16 protein-coding genes and 1 pseudogene are annotated in these 15183 nt (G+C 71.3%); 8 read left to right on the top strand and 9 right to left on the bottom strand.

Going from position 1 to position 15183, the window contains the following annotated elements:
• The 3 genes and pseudogenes from ABS64_RS11245 to nrdH all read right to left on the bottom strand — a co-directional run.
• Positions 1–950 (bottom strand): annotated as a pseudogene (locus ABS64_RS11245) (ribonucleotide reductase N-terminal alpha domain-containing protein); the annotation flags it as partial.
• Complete coding sequence (gene nrdI / locus ABS64_RS11240; RefSeq protein WP_036290246.1) at positions 932–1363, bottom strand: class Ib ribonucleoside-diphosphate reductase assembly flavoprotein NrdI; 432 nt, start codon at positions 1361–1363, stop codon at positions 932–934. The gene nrdI and the pseudogene ABS64_RS11245, both read right to left, overlap by 19 nt.
• A 1-nt stretch (position 1364) precedes the next feature.
• The gene (nrdH, locus tag ABS64_RS11235; RefSeq protein ID WP_005052310.1) at positions 1365–1598 is read right to left on the bottom strand and encodes a glutaredoxin-like protein NrdH; all 234 of its coding nucleotides are present in this window, start codon (positions 1596–1598) and stop codon (positions 1365–1367) included.
• A 405-nt stretch (positions 1599–2003) separates the two neighbouring features.
• On the opposite strand from nrdH, the gene ABS64_RS11230 reads away from it, so the two are divergent.
• Both ABS64_RS11230 and ABS64_RS11225 read left to right on the top strand, forming a co-directional pair.
• Positions 2004–3227, top strand: coding sequence for an MFS transporter (locus ABS64_RS11230; RefSeq protein WP_292683608.1), 1224 nt, complete (start codon positions 2004–2006; stop codon positions 3225–3227).
• Positions 3228–3271: 44 nt separating this feature from the next.
• A complete protein-coding gene (locus ABS64_RS11225) occupies positions 3272–4027 on the top strand; it encodes an alpha/beta hydrolase (protein ID WP_292683606.1) in 756 nt (251 codons plus the stop codon).
• 27 nt (positions 4028–4054) lie between these two features.
• Here ABS64_RS11225 and ABS64_RS11220 read toward each other — a convergent pair whose 3' ends face one another.
• Positions 4055–4459: a hypothetical protein gene (locus tag ABS64_RS11220; RefSeq protein WP_005052303.1), complete on the bottom strand. Its 405-nt coding sequence runs from the start codon at positions 4457–4459 to the stop codon at positions 4055–4057.
• A 78-nt stretch (positions 4460–4537) separates the two neighbouring features.
• On the opposite strand from ABS64_RS11220, the gene ABS64_RS11215 reads away from it, so the two are divergent.
• The gene (locus tag ABS64_RS11215) at positions 4538–5698 is read left to right on the top strand and encodes an acyl-CoA dehydrogenase family protein (RefSeq protein ID WP_288118753.1); all 1161 of its coding nucleotides are present in this window, start codon (positions 4538–4540) and stop codon (positions 5696–5698) included.
• 159 nt (positions 5699–5857) lie between these two features.
• On the opposite strand, the gene ABS64_RS11210 is transcribed toward ABS64_RS11215, so the two are convergent.
• Positions 5858–6130: a metal-sensitive transcriptional regulator gene (locus ABS64_RS11210; RefSeq protein WP_036290241.1), complete on the bottom strand. Its 273-nt coding sequence runs from the start codon at positions 6128–6130 to the stop codon at positions 5858–5860.
• 34 nt (positions 6131–6164) lie between these two features.
• Here ABS64_RS11210 and ABS64_RS11205 point away from each other — a divergent pair, with 34 nt between their 5' ends.
• The 4 genes from ABS64_RS11205 to ABS64_RS11190 all read left to right on the top strand — a co-directional run bounded on the left by ABS64_RS11205 (position 6165) and on the right by ABS64_RS11190 (position 9248).
• Positions 6165–7436, top strand: coding sequence for a DUF445 domain-containing protein (locus ABS64_RS11205; RefSeq protein WP_288118750.1), 1272 nt, complete (start codon positions 6165–6167; stop codon positions 7434–7436).
• Positions 7437–7525: 89 nt separating this feature from the next.
• Entirely contained in the window at positions 7526–7870 is a 345-nt protein-coding gene (locus ABS64_RS11200; protein WP_005052293.1) for a gamma-glutamylcyclotransferase family protein, read from the top strand.
• Positions 7870–8784 carry an arginase family protein gene (locus ABS64_RS11195; RefSeq protein ID WP_292683602.1) on the top strand — a complete coding sequence of 305 codons (915 nt, stop codon included), beginning with the start codon at positions 7870–7872 and terminating at the stop codon, positions 8782–8784. Before ABS64_RS11200 ends, ABS64_RS11195 begins: the two co-directional genes overlap by 1 nt.
• Positions 8781–9248: a histidine phosphatase family protein gene (locus ABS64_RS11190; protein ID WP_036290235.1), complete on the top strand. Its 468-nt coding sequence runs from the start codon at positions 8781–8783 to the stop codon at positions 9246–9248. Before ABS64_RS11195 ends, ABS64_RS11190 begins: the two co-directional genes overlap by 4 nt.
• A 48-nt stretch (positions 9249–9296) precedes the next feature.
• On the opposite strand, the gene hutI is transcribed toward ABS64_RS11190, so the two are convergent.
• From hutI to hutH, 3 genes are read right to left on the bottom strand one after another with little or no spacing between them, the layout of a single operon-like run.
• Positions 9297–10487 (bottom strand): imidazolonepropionase, encoded by a 1191-nt coding sequence (gene hutI, locus ABS64_RS11185; protein WP_036290233.1) that lies wholly within the window; start codon positions 10485–10487, stop codon positions 9297–9299.
• On the bottom strand, positions 10484–12208 hold the full coding sequence (hutU, locus tag ABS64_RS11180; RefSeq protein ID WP_292683599.1) for a urocanate hydratase: 1725 nt from the start codon (positions 12206–12208) through the stop codon (positions 10484–10486). Before hutU ends, hutI begins: the two co-directional genes overlap by 4 nt.
• Positions 12209–12223: 15 nt before the next feature.
• Positions 12224–13795, bottom strand: a complete 1572-nt coding sequence (hutH, locus tag ABS64_RS11175; protein WP_036290229.1) for a histidine ammonia-lyase — start codon at positions 13793–13795, stop codon at positions 12224–12226.
• 52 nt (positions 13796–13847) lie between these two features.
• Between hutH and ABS64_RS11170 the strand changes: the two genes are divergently transcribed.
• On the top strand, positions 13848–14645 hold the full coding sequence (locus ABS64_RS11170) for an IclR family transcriptional regulator (RefSeq protein WP_061682981.1): 798 nt from the start codon (positions 13848–13850) through the stop codon (positions 14643–14645).
• Between the two features lie 18 nt (positions 14646–14663).
• Here ABS64_RS11170 and ABS64_RS11165 read toward each other — a convergent pair whose 3' ends face one another.
• Positions 14664–15140 (bottom strand): YbaK/EbsC family protein, encoded by a 477-nt coding sequence (locus ABS64_RS11165; protein WP_061682982.1) that lies wholly within the window; start codon positions 15138–15140, stop codon positions 14664–14666.
• Positions 15141–15183: the final 43 nt, after the last annotated feature.

Genomic DNA, 15183 nt, shown 5'->3' with positions numbered 1-15183 from the left:
GCGGGCGAGCTCGAACGTGATGTCGGGGATCACGACGCCGAGCGAGAGCGTCTTGATGCGGATCTTCTCGTCGGCGTTCTCGCGCTTCGTGTCGAGGAAGCGCAGGATGTCGGGGTGGTGCGCCGACAGGTAGACGGCGCCGGCGCCCTGGCGCGCGCCGAGCTGGTTGGCGTAGCTGAAGCTGTCTTCGAGCAGCTTCATGACGGGGATGATGCCGCTGGACTGGTTCTCGATCTGCTTGATCGGAGCGCCGGCCTCACGGATGTTGCTGAGCAGGAGCGCGACGCCGCCACCGCGCTTGGACAGCTGCAGGGCCGAGTTGAGCGCTTGGACAGCTGCAGGGCCGAGTTGATGCCGCGGGCGATCGACTCCATGTTGTCTTCGATGCGCAGCAGGAAGCAGCTGACGAGCTCGCCGCGCTGCGCCTTGCCGGTGTTGAGGAAGGTCGGGGTGGCCGGCTGGAAGCGGCCCGAGATGATCTCGTCGACGAGCTTCTCGGCGAGCTGCTGATCGCCGTCGGCGAGGCCCAGGGCCGTCATCACGACGCGGTCCTCGAAGCGCTCGAGGTAGCGCTTGCCGTCGAAGGTCTTCAGCGTGTAGCTCGTGTAGTACTTGAAGGCGCCGAGGAAGGTTTCGAAGCGGAACTTCGCGCCGTAGGCGCGGTCGTTGAGGCGCTGGATGAACTCGAACGGGTACTTCTCCAGCACCGCGCCCTCGTAGTACTCCTTCTCGACCAGGTAGTCGAGGCGCTCCTTGAGGGAGTGGAAGAACACGGTGTTCTGGTTGACGTGCTGGAGGAAGTACTCCCGTGCGGCACGCTTGTCGGCGTCGAACTGGATCTTGCCGTCCTCGCCGTACAGGTTGAGCATCGCGTTGAGGGCGTGGTAGTCCATGCCCTCGAAGCGTGCGTCGGTCTTGAAGGTCGCCGGGCTCACTGCAGCTTCCACCATCGTTCCAATCCGTCGCTCACACGGGCGACGTCGTCGGGCGTGCCGAAAAGTTCGAGCCGGTACAAGTGCGGCACGGTGCACTTGCGGCTGATGATGTCACCGGCGCGACAGAACGACTCGCCGAAGTTGGTGTTGCCCGCGGAGATCACTCCGCGGATGAGGTGACGATGGCGCTCGTCGTTGAGGAACCGGATCACCTGTTTGGGAACGGCGCCCTTCTCCTCGCCTCGCCCCTGGCCTCCTCCGTAGGTCGGTGTCACGAGCACGAAGGGCTCGTCGACCTCGAGAGGTGTGTCGCCAGGGGCGAGCGGGATGCGGACGGCCGGCAGACCGAGCTTCTCGATGAATCGCGCCGTGTTGCCCGACACGCTCGAGAAGTAGACGAGCAGCGGGGCACTCGTCAGTGTCGGCATGTCAGGCCAGACGGCTCGCGAGCTCGTCGATCTTGTCGGGACGGAAGCCCGACCAGTGGTCTTCGTCGGTGACGACGACCGGAGCCTGCAGGTAGCCGAGCGACTTCACGTGCTCCAGCGCCGCCGGGTCCTCCGAGAGGTCGAGGACTTCGTAGTCGATACCCTTCGAGTCCAGTGCGCGGTAGGTCGCATTGCACTGCACGCACGAGGGCTTGGTGTAGACGGTGATTGCCATGTCGTTCCTTCTCTCCCCTTGGTCTGCGCGGATCGATCCCGTTGGGATTCCGCCCTCTTCTCGCCTGTGATCCCGGCCGTGCCCCCGCCGGGAGTCCAATACTACATATGGGTACGGACGTTGGATAGCACCACAAGGGCTAGTAGTTACATCCGTGTAGTTTTGCACCGCTCTCCCCATGTACAACACAGGTTGTCCACCGTTTCATCCACAGGATGCCGCGAGGATCGAAGCCTGGAAAAAGCCTGAATCGCGCGGATTTCGATCGCCCTCGCGACGGCCATCCACAGCCCGGAGGCTACGGGGGGCTTCCGACATCCATCAGCCTGTGGAATCTCGACTGCGGCGTGTCGCGGCATCCGTCCGGCGTGTCGCGGTGTCGGCGCCGACGGGTACCGTGGAGGGGTGGCGGGATACCGGGAACTGTTGCGCACGCAGGGCGTGGCGCGCATCATCGCGGCACAGCTGACCGCGCGCTTTCCGAACGGGATGACGAGCCTGGCGATTCTGCTCCACGTCGAGCAGATGACGGGCTCCTACGCCTCTGCCGGGCTGGTGCTGGCGGCGGCATCCGTGGGTCAGGCGACGGCCGGCCCCGTCACCAGCCGGTGGATGGGCCGCTGGGGCATGCGGCGCGTCCTCACACTGACGACCGCCGTGTGCGCAGCGGCGCTGCTCGCCCTCGCCCTGATCCCCCTCGGGGTCGCCGGATACATGGTGTTCGGACTCATCGCGGGCCTGTCCACCCCTCCCGTGCAGTCGGCCGTGCGCACGATCTACCCCAAGCTCGTCAACGCACGGCAGTTGACGGCGCTGTTCTCCCTCGACGCGAGCCTGCAGGAGATCATCTGGATCCTCGCGCCGGTCGTCATCACCCTCGTCGCCACCCAGATCGGCACGGTGCCGGCGCTGCTGCTGATCGTCTCGATCCTCGTCGCCGGCGGGGCCTGGTTCATCCTCTCCCCCGAAGTCGGGCGCGTGCGCATCCCGCGCAGCCGCCGCGCGTTCGGCAAGGTGCTGGGAAAGCCCGTGGTCCTCCTCGCCACGGTGATCGGCTTCCTCCTCATCGGCGCGTGCGCGGCGGTCGAGGCCGCTGTGGTCGCGACCTTCGGCCACGGCGGCTTGGAGGCCGGTCTCGTCCTGGCGGTCTTCTCCGTCGGCAGTCTCGCCGGAGGCCTCGCCTTCGGGCACATCCCCATGGGGCCGTGGGCCATGGCGCGACGCATGAGCGTTGTCGCCGTCGGTCTCGTCGCCTCCGTCTTCGTCGTCGGCGACATCGGAGCGTCCACCCCGTGGTGGGTCGGCGCCTGCCTGGTCGTCGCGGGCGTCGGCATCGCCCCGGCGCTGGCCGTCATGTTCGCGATGACCTCGGCATCCGTGAAGTTCAGCGAGACCGCCGAAGCGTACGGCTGGATCGGCACGGGACAGCTCATCGGCGCGGCCCTCGGCTCGGCCGTCGCCGGCTTCCTCATCGACAGCACCGGGCCCGCCGGCGCATACGCCGCCGCGGCCGGATTCGCGATCGTGGGCGCGCTGGTCTCGACGCTCTTCGCGCGGGGCTTCCCCGACCTGCGCGGACGCGACGCGAGCCCGATCCCCGACACCGAACCCGTCCCCGTCATCACCTGACATCCTCATCGCCCACGGACAGCGCGCGACCGTAGGCTGACGACATGACTGCCGCTGTGACCCTGCCCCGGCTCTCGTGGGGCGACGTGCGCGCCCGACGTCGCGCACTGCTCGTGCACGGACTCGGATCGACCGGTGCCCTCATGTGGCGCTACGGCGTGGCCCTGGCGGATGCCGGGTGGCTCGCGACGGCCGTCGACCTGCGCGGCCACGGCGCCGCGCCGCGCACGCTGGACTACAGCATCGACGCGTACGCGGCCGACGTGGGCCAGACGCGCACCGACGACGGCGGGCCCTGGGACCTCGTCATCGGGCACTCGCTCGGCGGCGCCGCGGTCACCGTGGCGAGCGCCGCCGACCCCGACTGGACCCGTCGAGTGGTGCTCATCGACCCCGCGATCCGTCTCGCGGACCGCGACCGCGAGAACGTCCGCGTCGGGCAGGAGCAGTCCTTCGCCGACCCGTCGATCGACGCGGTGCGGGCGGAGCACCCCAGCTGGCATCCGCTCGACGTCGAGCTGAAGGCCCGCGCCGCGCAGCAGGCGAGCCGCTGGGCGGTCGAGCAGACCAGCCTGCAGAACACGCCGTGGGACGTGCGTGCGGCCGCAGCGAGGCTCTCGGTGCCGACGCACGTGATCGCGGCGGACCCGGAGGTGTTCTCGATCTTCCAGGGCGAGGTGGCCGCCGAGGTGCTCCGCAACCCACTCATCACGATGTCGGTGGTGACCGGCGCCGGGCACTCCCCGCACTGCGACCTCCCGGAGGACACGATGCGCCATCTCCTCGACGCCCTCGGCTGACGCCGCGGCATCCGTATCGCGGCGTCGTCAGGAGATGCGGCGCAGCACGTGCAGGACCGCGAGGGCGTAGGCGTCTTCGGGCTGGGGATGCTCGAACGCGTGCGTTTCGCCGGCGAACTCGATCTCGACGCGGTGGGTGTCGGCGAGCCGTTCCAGTCGGCGGAACGCGCCGCGCAGCAGCTCCCGCAGCTGATCCTCTCGTGGCAGCCAGAGCGCATCGGCCTGCGCGACGGAGTCCAGCGCCCACTCCGTCGTGCCGTTGAAGGCGAGGATCGCGCCCGTCGCGTAGTGACGCGGTTCGATCGTCATCTCACTGACCGTGAAGACGTCCGCCTCGAACTCCGGCTCATCGAGCTGAAATCGGTCCCCGGATGCCGGGCGCCACAGCAGACCGGCATCGCGCAGGGCGAGGGCCAACTCGGTCGAGATCATGCTTCCATCCTGCCGCGTCGGCGGCACCACGGGACCGGCGGCGACCCTGAGGCAGGTGACGAGGGGCAGGATGGAGGGGTGACCGATTTCGATGCGACCGCATACCTGCCGGACGACCTGCTCGAGCGCATCCGCTCGCGTGCCGCCGCCGTGGATGCCGAGAACCGCTTCCCCACGGAGGATCTCGCGGAACTGACGGCGGCCGGATACCTCTCGATCCTCGTCCCCACCGCGTTGGGCGGCGCAGGTCTCGGGCTCGCGGAGGCCGCGGTGCTGCAGCAGCGGCTCGCGGGCGCCGCGCCGGCGACGGCATTGGCGATCAACATGCACCTCGTGTGGACGGGAGTCGCGAAGGTGATGTCCGATCGCGGCATCGATGACCTGCGGTTCGTGCAGACCGGCGCGGTCGCCGGCGAGGTCTTCGCGTTCGGCATCAGCGAGGCAGGAAACGATCTGGTTCTCTTCGGCAGCGACACGCAGGCCGTCCCCGCCGCCGACGGCTCGTACTCCTTCACGGGGACCAAGATCTTCACCTCGCTCGGGCCGGTGTGGACGCAGCTGGGTCTGCACGGACTCGACACGACCGACCCCGCGGATCCGAAGATGGTCTACGCGTTCGTGCAACGTACCGACGCCGTCGAGACCCGTGACGACTGGGACACCGTCGGCATGCGCGGTACGCAATCGCGCACGACGGTGCTCAACGGCGCCGTGGCCCCCGCTGACCGTGTCGTTCGCCGCGTCGTGCCCGGCCCGAACCCCGATCCGATCGTCTTCGGCATCTTCAGCGTGTTCGAGGTGCTCCTGGCATCCGTCTACACCGGCGTCGCGCGCCGCGCGCTCGACCTGGCGGTCGCGGCGGCGAAGACGCGGACGTCGAAGAAGACCGGGCGCCCGTACAGCGACGATCCCGACATCCGCTGGCGCATCGCGGAGATGGCGCTCGCCTACGACGGCCTGCTCCCCCAGGTCGCGGCGATCGCACACGACGTGGACGTCCTCGTCGATCACGGCGGGCAGTGGTTCCCCCGACTGTCGGGTCTGAAGCACCGCGCGGTCGTGGCCGCCAAGCAGATCGTCGACGAGGCGATGCTCGTCGCCGGAGGCTCGTCGTACTTCCAGCGCAACGAGCTCAGCCGCCTCTACCGCGACGTGCTCGCCGGCATGTTCCACCCGTCCGACCCCGAATCGGCGCACGCCACCGTCGCCGCCGCCTGGCTCGGCCCCGTCAGCTCCTGAGCTGCCCTCGGCATCCGGCTGCGGCATCCACCCCGGGCATCCGTCCTGTTCAGAACCGAACTGCAAGGGTTGCCGCGCGGCACGCCGCGCGGATCCCGCCGCACCCGGCGTGTCGCGGCGACGGCCTTGCGATTCGGTCGGACCGGAGGGATGCCGCGGTCAGCGCGTATCGAGGTCGTACGCCTTGAGGAGTTCGGCGACGGCGAGCTCGCGCTGATCGCCGCCCTCGGCGAACATGTGCGCGACGTGCGTGCGCAGATGATTCTCGATCAGCAGCTTGTCCAGTGACGCGAGGGCCCGCTGGATCGCTCGCGACTGGGCGATGATGTCCATGCAGTAGTCCTCGTTCTCGATCATCCGTGCGAGCCCGCGCACCTGCCCCTCGAGGATGCGGGTGCGATGCAGGGCGCGCTTCTGGATGTCTTCGATCACGCGGCCAGGATACGCCGCATGCGAGACTACGGGCATGGCGCGCACCCCCACCGAACTGCTCAGCCCGGCCGACCAGGAACGTCGCCGCGCGTTGCGTGTGATGAAGGGCGTCGCCCTCGGCGCACTGATCCTGATGGCGGTCGTGTTCGTCGTGGCGTTCATCCTGCAGGAGCGCTTCCCGTGGCTGCAGTACGTCCGCGCCGCGGCGGAGGGCGGCATGGTCGGCGCCCTGGCCGACTGGTTCGCGGTGACCGCGCTGTTTCGTCACCCCCTCGGCATCCCCATCCCGCACACCGCGATCATCCCGCACCGCAAGGACGAGATCGGGCGCACCCTGGGCGAGTTCGTCGAGACGAACTTCCTCGAGGCGGGCGTCGTCCGCGCGAAGCTCGAGTCGACGCCCATCGCCCGGACGGCCGGTGCCTGGCTGCGCGATCCCGCGCACGCCGAGACCGTCGCGGCGGAGGCCTCGACGGTGGCCTCCGGCATCCTGCGCGCCCTCAGCGACGACGAGGTGCAGGATCTGATCAGCGACCTCGCGCGTGAGCACCTGCTCAGCCCGCAGTGGGGACCGACCGTCGGCGGGTGGCTCGGTCGGGTCGTGCAGGCCGACGCGCACCGTGGCGCGGTCGATCTGGGCGTGGACAGCATCGCGACGTGGTTGCATGCCAACCACGCCGCCTTCAGCGGTCTGGTCTCCCGACGACTGCCCTCGTGGGTGCCGTCGGTCGCGATGCGCCTCGTCGATGACACCGTGTACAACGAGGCCGTGAAGTTCGTCGCCGCGATCCAGGACGACCCCGACCACCCCGCGCGGCGCGCCGTCGACGGATACCTCGCGCGCCTCGCCGAGAACCTGCAGAGCGATCCGACGACGATCGCGCGACTCGAAGAGGCCAAGACGGCCGTCTTCGACAGCCCCCGCGTGCGCGAACTGGCCGCCGAGGCGTGGAACACGGCCAAGACGGGCCTGCTCACCGCCCTGGCAGATCCCGCCAGCGGGCTGCGCCGACGCGTGAGCGCGGCGCTGGTCGAGATCGGCGAGCGCCTGTCGACGGATGCCGCGCTCCAGCACCGTGTGGATGATCGCATCGCGGGGGCCGCGGTGTTCGTCGTGGATCGGTACCGCCACGACATCGCCTCGATCATCACCGAGACCGTGGAGAAGTGGGATCCCGCCGAGACCACCGAGAAGATCGAGCTGATGGTCGGACGCGACCTGCAGTACATCCGCCTCAACGGCACGATCGTGGGCGCCCTGGCCGGACTCGTCATCTTCGCCGTCGCGCACGCGCTGCTGGGCTGAGCACACGTGCTCGGGGGACGGTCAGGGACGGCCGGTGAACGCACGCGCGCCTCTGGCTGGCCGCGACCCGGCGCAGTAGCCTGACGGACATGGGCGAACCGGCGGACGAGCTGCTGTTCACCTACGGCACGCTCCAGTATGCCGAGGTGCAGCTGGACACCTTCGGGCGCCTGATCGCGGGCGAGCCCGACGTGCTGCCCGGTTACACCATCGACTACGTCGAGATCGAGGACCAGCGCGTCGTCGATCTGTCGGGCGCCTCCGTGCATCCCGTGCTGCGCGAGACCGGCAGCCCGCTGGACAAAGTGGTCGGCCGCGTTCTGCACCTCACCGCCGATGAAGTGGATGCCGCCGACGAGTACGAAGTGTCGCTGTACCGCCGGGTGCGGGTGACGCTGGGAAGCGGGCGCACCGCCTGGGTGTACGTCGGCTGATGACGGCTGCCCTGTCCCACGACCCGCTCTGGCCGCGCGCCGGCGACTGGCCCGCGCTCGAGGAGGCGTCGGCGGCCGGGCGCCTCGACGCCGTGCTGCTGGGGGTGCCGGCCTGTCGCACATCGCTCTCACCCACCGGTGCCGATGCGACGCCCGGCGCGGTCCGTGAGGCGCTGCGCCGGTACAGCCCGACGCTCCTGGGTCCGCCGCCCGTCGACCTCGCCGCCGCGCTGCGGCTGGCCGACGCGGGCGATGTCGCCGAGCCCGACGGCTCCGAGGGCGAGGCGCGCGTGCGCGGCCGCACCGCCGCGCTGACGGCGCGCACCGCGCTGCTGATCGCGCTCGGCGGCGACAACTCGATCACGTGTGCGACGGCCCAGGGCGCCGGCGCCGGCGGTCTCATCACGCTGGACGCGCACTTCGACCTGCGCGACGGCGTCTCCAACGGCTCCCCCGTGCGTCGCCTCGTCGACGACGGCCTCGACCCGACGCGCATCGTGCAGATCGGCATCGCCGACTTCGCCGATTCCGCGGCGTACGCCCAGCGCGCCGCCGACCTCGGCATCCGTGTCATCACCCTCGACGAGCTTCGTCTGCGCGGCGCGCACGACGTGATCGCCGAGGCGCGCGAGGTGGCCGGGCGCGGGGGTGGCGGCATCCATCTCGACATCGACGTGGACGTCTGCGATCGTGCGGTGGCGCCCGGCTGCCCGGCGTCGGTTCCCGGTGGCCTGCAGGCGTGGGAGCTGCGGACGCTCGTGCGCGGCTTGTCCGCCGACGCCGGCGTGACCAGCGCGGATATCGTCGAAGTGGATGCCGCGGCCGACGCGGCCGACGGGCGCACCGTGCGCCTGGCCGCCCTGTGTGTGCTGGAGCTGCTGGCCGGCCTGCACCGACGAAAGGTCACTGTATGACGACGCTCGTGCTCGTCCGCCACGCCAAGAGCGACTGGGGCGATCCCGGTCTCGACGATCACGACCGCCCGCTCAACGAGCGGGGCCTGCGCGACGCACCCGTGCTCGCGGAGCGGCTGGCCGGAACCGGCATCCGGCTCGAGGCCATCCTGTCGTCGACCGCGCTGCGCGCCCGCACGACGGCCTCCTTCTTCGCCTCCGCGTTCGGCCTCGAGACAGAGCTGGACGGCGACCTGTACGGCGCCGCGGCGGCCACGCTCCTGCGGGCGGCCGCCGGCCGTGGCGTCCCGGCCGTCATGGTCGTCGCGCACGACCCGGGGATGACCGCGCTCGCGGAGCGGCTCTCCGGCGGCGGGATCGGTCATATGCCGACCTGTGCCGTCGCGACGTTCGTGTGGTCCACCGACGACTGGGATGTCGCGACGGCGACGGATCCGCAGGAGTGGAGCTTGGACCGCCCCTGACGCCGTGCGGCACGGGGCGTTTCGACTCGCGGCGCCGAGTCGAAACGCCTACGCGATCAGCTCACCGCCGCGGTAGACGGCGCGCACCAGCGGCACCCCCGGGCGGTACGCGAGGTGGGTCCGCGTCGGCGCATCGAGCAGCACCAGGTCGGCCCGCGTGCCGAGGGTGAGGGAGCCCACATCGCTGCGGCGCAGGGCCCGAGCGCCGCCCGCGGTGGCCGCCCAGACCGCCTCGGCGACCGTCATCCCCATCTCGCGCACGGCCAGCGCGATCATGAGCGGCATCGAGCTGGTGAAACTGGTGCCCGGGTTGCAGTCGCTCGCGAGGGCGACGCTCACGCCGGCGTCGATCAGCCGACGCGCATCGGGATAGGGCTGCCGGGTCGAGAACTCCACGCCGGGCAGCAGCGTGACCACGACGTCGCTCGCTGCGAGCTGGCGCCCATCCTCCTCATCGAGGTAGGTGCAGTGATCGACCGAGATGACGTCGAGCTCGGCCGCGAGCCGCGCGCCGCGCCCGTGACCCAGCTGGTTGGCGTGCAGCCGTGGGAGAAGTCCCGCGCCGATCCCCGCCAGGAGGATGCGGCGGCTCTCGGCGGGCGTGAACGCCCCCCTCTCGCAGAAGACGTCGATCCATCGGGCGAACGGGCGGACGGCGTCGAGCATCGGACCGCAGACGAGATCGATGTAGGCGTCGCGATCACCGGCGAACTCGTCGGGCAGGACGTGCGCACCGAGGAAGGTGACCTCGTCGGTGACCTCGCGCGCGAGGCGAGCGAGCCGGGCCTCGCCGTCGACGGTGAGGTCGTAGCCCGTCTTCACCTCGAGCGTGGTGGTGCCCTGCCGGTGCATCTCGTCGACGAAGCCCCTCAGACGCGCCCGCAGCTCGTCGTCGGATGCCGAGCGCGTCGCCGCCACGGTGCGCCGTATGCCGCCGGCGACATACGGCTGGCCGGCCATGCGGGCGGCGAACTCGTCGGCGCGATCGCCCGCGAAGACGAGGTGCGTGTGGCTGTCGACGAACCCCGGGATGACCGCGCGCCCCTCGGCATCCACCACCGCCGAGACATCGGCGAGGGAGCGGGGTCGGTCCGCAGCGCGACCGACCCAGGCGATACGGCCGTCGACGATAGCCACGGCGGCGCCCCGGATGAGGCCGGTCGGGTCGGCGGGGTCATCGCCCAGAGCCTCGACGTTCGTCGTGAGCTCACCGATGTTCGTGAGGATGAGCGTGCTCACGGCACGTCGTCCCGCAGCATCGGAACCGTCAGCCCGCGCTCACGCGCGACCTCGCGCGCACGCTCGTAGCCGGCATCCACGTGCCGCATGACACCCGTGCCGGGATCGTTCGTGAGCACCCGCTCGAGCTTCTGCGCGGCGAGCGCCGTGCCGTCGGCCACGACGACCTGACCGGCGTGGATCGAGCGGCCGATGCCGACCCCGCCGCCGTGATGGATCGACACCCACGACGCGCCGGAGGCCGTGTTCAGCAGGGCGTTCAGCAGCGGCCAGTCGGCGATCGCGTCCGAACCGTCGGCCATCGCCTCCGTCTCCCGGTAGGGCGAGGCGACCGAGCCGGCATCGAGGTGATCGCGGCCGATGACGATCGGTCCGGCGAGTTCGCCCGAGGCGACCATCTCGTTGAACCTCAATCCGGCGAGGTGACGCTCCTTGTAGCCGAGCCAACAGATCCGCGCGGGCAGCCCCTCGAAGTGCACGGTCTCGCCCGCCTTCTCCAGCCATCTGCGCAACGGGACGTCGTCGGGGAACAGCTCCGCGACCGCACGGTCGGTCTTCGCGATGTCGTCCGGATCGCCCGAGAGCGCCACCCACCGGAACGGGCCCCGACCCTCGGCGAACAGCGGGCGGATGTAGGCGGGCACGAACCCGGGGAACGCGAACGCCCGGTCGTAGCCGCCGATCTCGGCCTCGCGGCGGATCGAGTTGCCGTAGTCGAACACGGCGGCCCCGGCATCCTGGAATCCGACCATCGCCTCCACGTGCGCCGCCATCGAGGCGCGGGCACGGACGGTGAAGCCCTCCGGGTCGGATGCCGCGGCATCCCGCCACTGTCCGACACTCACTCCGGCGGGCAGATAAGCCAACGGGTCGTGGGCGCTGGTCTGATCGGTGACGATGTCGATCGGGGCGGCGCCGGCGTGTCGGCGGCGCAGCAGCTCGGGGAAGACCTCGGCGGCGTTGCCGACGAGGCCGACCGACCGCGCCTGTCCCGCCGCGCGCGCCGCCACCGCACGCGCGAGGGCGGCGTCGAGGTCGTCGGTGTACTCGTCGAGGTAGCCGTGCGCGACCCGGCGCTCCAGCCGCGACGCGTCGACGTCGACGATCAGCGCCGCTCCCCCGTTGAGCGTCACCGCGAGCGGCTGGGCGCCGCCCCTGCCGCCGGCTCCGGCGGTGAGGGTGAGCGTCCCCGCGAGCGAGTCCCGCCCGAGGGAGCGGGCGACGGCGGCGAACGTCTCATACGTGCCCTGCAGGATGCCCTGCGTGCCGATGTAGATCCACGATCCCGCGGTCATCTGCCCGTACATCGTGAGTCCCAGCTGCTCGAGCCGGCGGAACTCCGGCCAACTCGCCCAGTCGCCCACGAGGTTGGAGTTGGCGATCAGCACGCGCGGTGCCCACTCGTGGGTGCGGAAGACCCCGACCGGCTTTCCGGACTGCACCAGCAGCGTCTCGTCGGGCTCGAGCTCATCGAGCGTGCGGACGATGGCGTCGTACGCCTCCCACGACCGCGCCGCCCGACCCGTGCCGCCGTAGACGACGAGGTCTTCGGGGTGTTCGGCGACCTCGGGGTCGAGGTTGTTCATCAGCATCCGCTTCGCGGCTTCGGCGCCCCAGCTCTTGGCCGTCCGCTCGCCCCCACGCGGGGCGCGGACGGGGCCGCGGCTCGACGCCGCCCGGTTCACAACTCCGGAGTTCTGGGCGTCAACGGGTGATGTCATCGTGATCTCCTTCGATCAGGGACGGTTGTCCGGAGTTGTGAACGCAGCGTCGGCGACCGCGCCGGAGAGAACGAGCGCGGTGGCGGCTTCGAGGTCGGGGCTGACGAACCGGTCGGGCCCGGGCCCTGCGATGCCCGCGGCGCGCACCGCGGCGCGGACCGCGGCGGTGGCGGGCCCCGGCTGCAACGGCGCCCGCAGGTCGAGGGCCCGGCACCCGGTGACGAGTTCGATCGCGAGCACCCGGGCGAGTCCGTCGACGGCGCGGCGGAGCTTGCGTGCGGCGGCCCACCCCATCGACACGTGGTCTTCCTGCATCGCCGACGAGGGGATGGAGTCGACGGATGCCGGGACCGCCAGACGCTTGAGCTCCGAGACGATCCCCGCGGCCGCGTACTGCGCGATCATGAGCCCCGAATCGACGCCGACCTCGTCGGCGAGGAACGGCGGCAGACCATGGCTGCGGGTGCGATCGAGCGCCCGGTCGGTGCGACGTTCGGCGATCGAGGCGAGGTCGGCGACGGCGATCGCGAGGAAGTCGAGCACGTACGCGACGGGGGCGCCGTGGAAGTTGCCGTTGGATTCGACGCGGCCGTCGCCGGTGACGACCGGGTTGTCGACGGCGGAGGCCAGCTCCCGCTCGGCGATGGTGCGGGCGTGCGCGACGGTGTCGCGCGCGGCTCCGTGCACCTGTGGCGAGCAGCGCAGCGAGTACGCGTCCTGCACGCGCGTGCAGACCGCCGGGTCGCGGTGACTCGCAACCAGCGGCGAGTCGGCGAGCAGGGCGCGCAGGTTCGCCGCCGACGCCGCCTGTCCGCTCTGCGGGCGCAGCGCCATCAGGTCGGCGGCGAACACCGCGTCGGTGCCGAGCTGACTCTCGATCGAGAGGGCGGCGGTGATGTCGGCGACGGTGAGCAGATTGTCGAGGTCGCAGAGGGCGAGAGCGAGCATGCCGAGCATGCCGTCGGTGCCGTTGATGAGGGCGAGCCCCTCCTTCTCCTCCAGCACGAGGGGCGCGATGCCGGCGTCGGCGAGGGCGTCGGATGCCGCCACGAGCGCGCCCGTGCGATCGCGCACCTCCCCTTCGCCGAGGGCCGCCAGCGCGAGGTGCGAAAGAGGGGCGAGATCGCCGGAGCATCCGAGCGAGCCGTACTCCCGCACGATCGGGGTGATGCCGGCGTTGAGCATCGCGGTGTAGGTCTCGACGACGACCGGGCGCACGCCCGTGTGTCCGGTCGCGAGAGTCTGCAGGCGCAGCAGGTGCAGGGCGCGCACGACTTCGCGTTCCACCTCCGCCCCGGTGCCGGCCGCGTGGGAGCGGATGAGGCTCGCCTGCAGCTGACGGCGTCGCTCCGGCGCGATGAAGGTCGTCGCCAGCGCGCCGAAGCCGGTCGAGATGCCGTAGTGCGGCTCCGGGTCGTCGGCCAGGCGCTCGATGAGCTCCCGCGCCGCGCCGATCCGCGTCCAGGCGTCGGCGGCGATCTCGACCGCGGCGCCGTGGCGGGCCACGGCGACGACCTCGGCGGGTGTCAGGGGGCGCGCGCCGACGAGGACGTGATCGGCAAGGGTCGAAGCGGCGACGGTGGTCATGTCCCGATTCCATCCCGGTTCTGCCCCCGCGGCCACACGAGCGTGGCATTCTGTGTCTGTGATCCCAGACAACACCGGCGATGCGGGCTCGTCGCCGGCCCCCGCGCAGGTCCCCGCCGCAGATCAGACGCTGCGGATCCTCTCCTCCCTCGCACGCCAGCGCGGACCGGTCGCCGCCCGGACGATCTCCGACAGTCTCGGCATCCCCCGCTCCAGCGTCTACCACCTGCTGGCGGCGATGGCGGCGCACGGATTCGTGGTGCATCTGCCCGACGATCGGCGCTGGGGGCTGGGGACGGCCGCGTTCGAGCTGGCCGGCGGCTACGCCCGCCAGCAGCCTCTCGCTCGTCTCGGCCGGCCGCTCGTGGCGGGCCTGTCGGACCGTGTCGGCGAGAGTGCGCATCTGGCGGTCATGACCGGCCGCGACGTCCTCTACATCGTCGAGGAGCGCGCGCCGCGCCGCCCCGCGCTCGTCACGGATGTCGGCGTGCGGCTGCCCGCGCACCTCACCGCGACCGGGCGTGCGATGCTCGCAGCCCTGCCGCGCGAGCAGGTGCGCGCGCTCTATCCGGATGCCGCGGCCTTCGCCGACCGCACGGGTCGCGGACCGCGGCGCCCCGCCGAGCTTCGCGAGCTGCTCGTGCGCACGCGTGCCGACGGCTTCGCGAGCGAGGACGGGGAGGTGACGCTGGAGTTCCGCTCGGTCGCCGTGGCGGTGCGGGACCATGCCGGCTGGCCGGTCGCGGCGATCGCCCTCACCTGGCCGGCGGGGTCGGCGCTGCGGAAGGACGCGCTCGTCGCCGACATCCGCGCGGCCGCCGACGAACTGCGTCGGCGGCTCTACGGCTGAGGCCGCGCCCGGCCGCGCTCAGTCCACGGCGCTCACGGTGCCGCCGGTGAGGCGGACGAGCTCGTCGAAGGTGAGAGGGAACACCGTGTGGGGAGTGCCGCCGGCCGCCCAGATCTCGTCGAACCCGGCGAGCGCCTCGTCCACCACCGTGGTCAGCGGGGCGGGGTGTCCGGTCGGCGCCACGCCGCCGATCGCCTGGCCGGTCGCGGCGCGCACCTCATCCGGCGAGGCCCGCACGATGCTGCGGCGGCCGAGGCGCTCGGCGAGGGCCGCCGTGTCCACGCGGTGAGCCCCGCTGGTCATGACGAGCAGCGGTTCGCCGTCGGAGAGGAAGACGAGGCTGTTCGCGATGGCGCCGACCTCGACGCCGAGGGCGGCGGCGGCCAGGGCCGCCGTCGAGGCGGCGTCCGGGAGCGTGATGATCTCCCCCGCCACCCCGGCGGAGCGGAGGGCCTCGTGGACGATGCGACTGCGCGGCGAGAGATTCTCGGTCATGGCGCCAGCCTAGAGTCGGCCGCCCTCGAACGTCGCCGACGCG

Source organism: Microbacterium sp. SCN 69-37, from assembly GCF_001724435.1.
Classification (GTDB): Bacteria; Actinomycetota; Actinomycetes; order Actinomycetales; family Microbacteriaceae; genus Microbacterium; species Microbacterium laevaniformans.
This window is presented reverse-complemented; position numbering and strand designations above follow the sequence as displayed.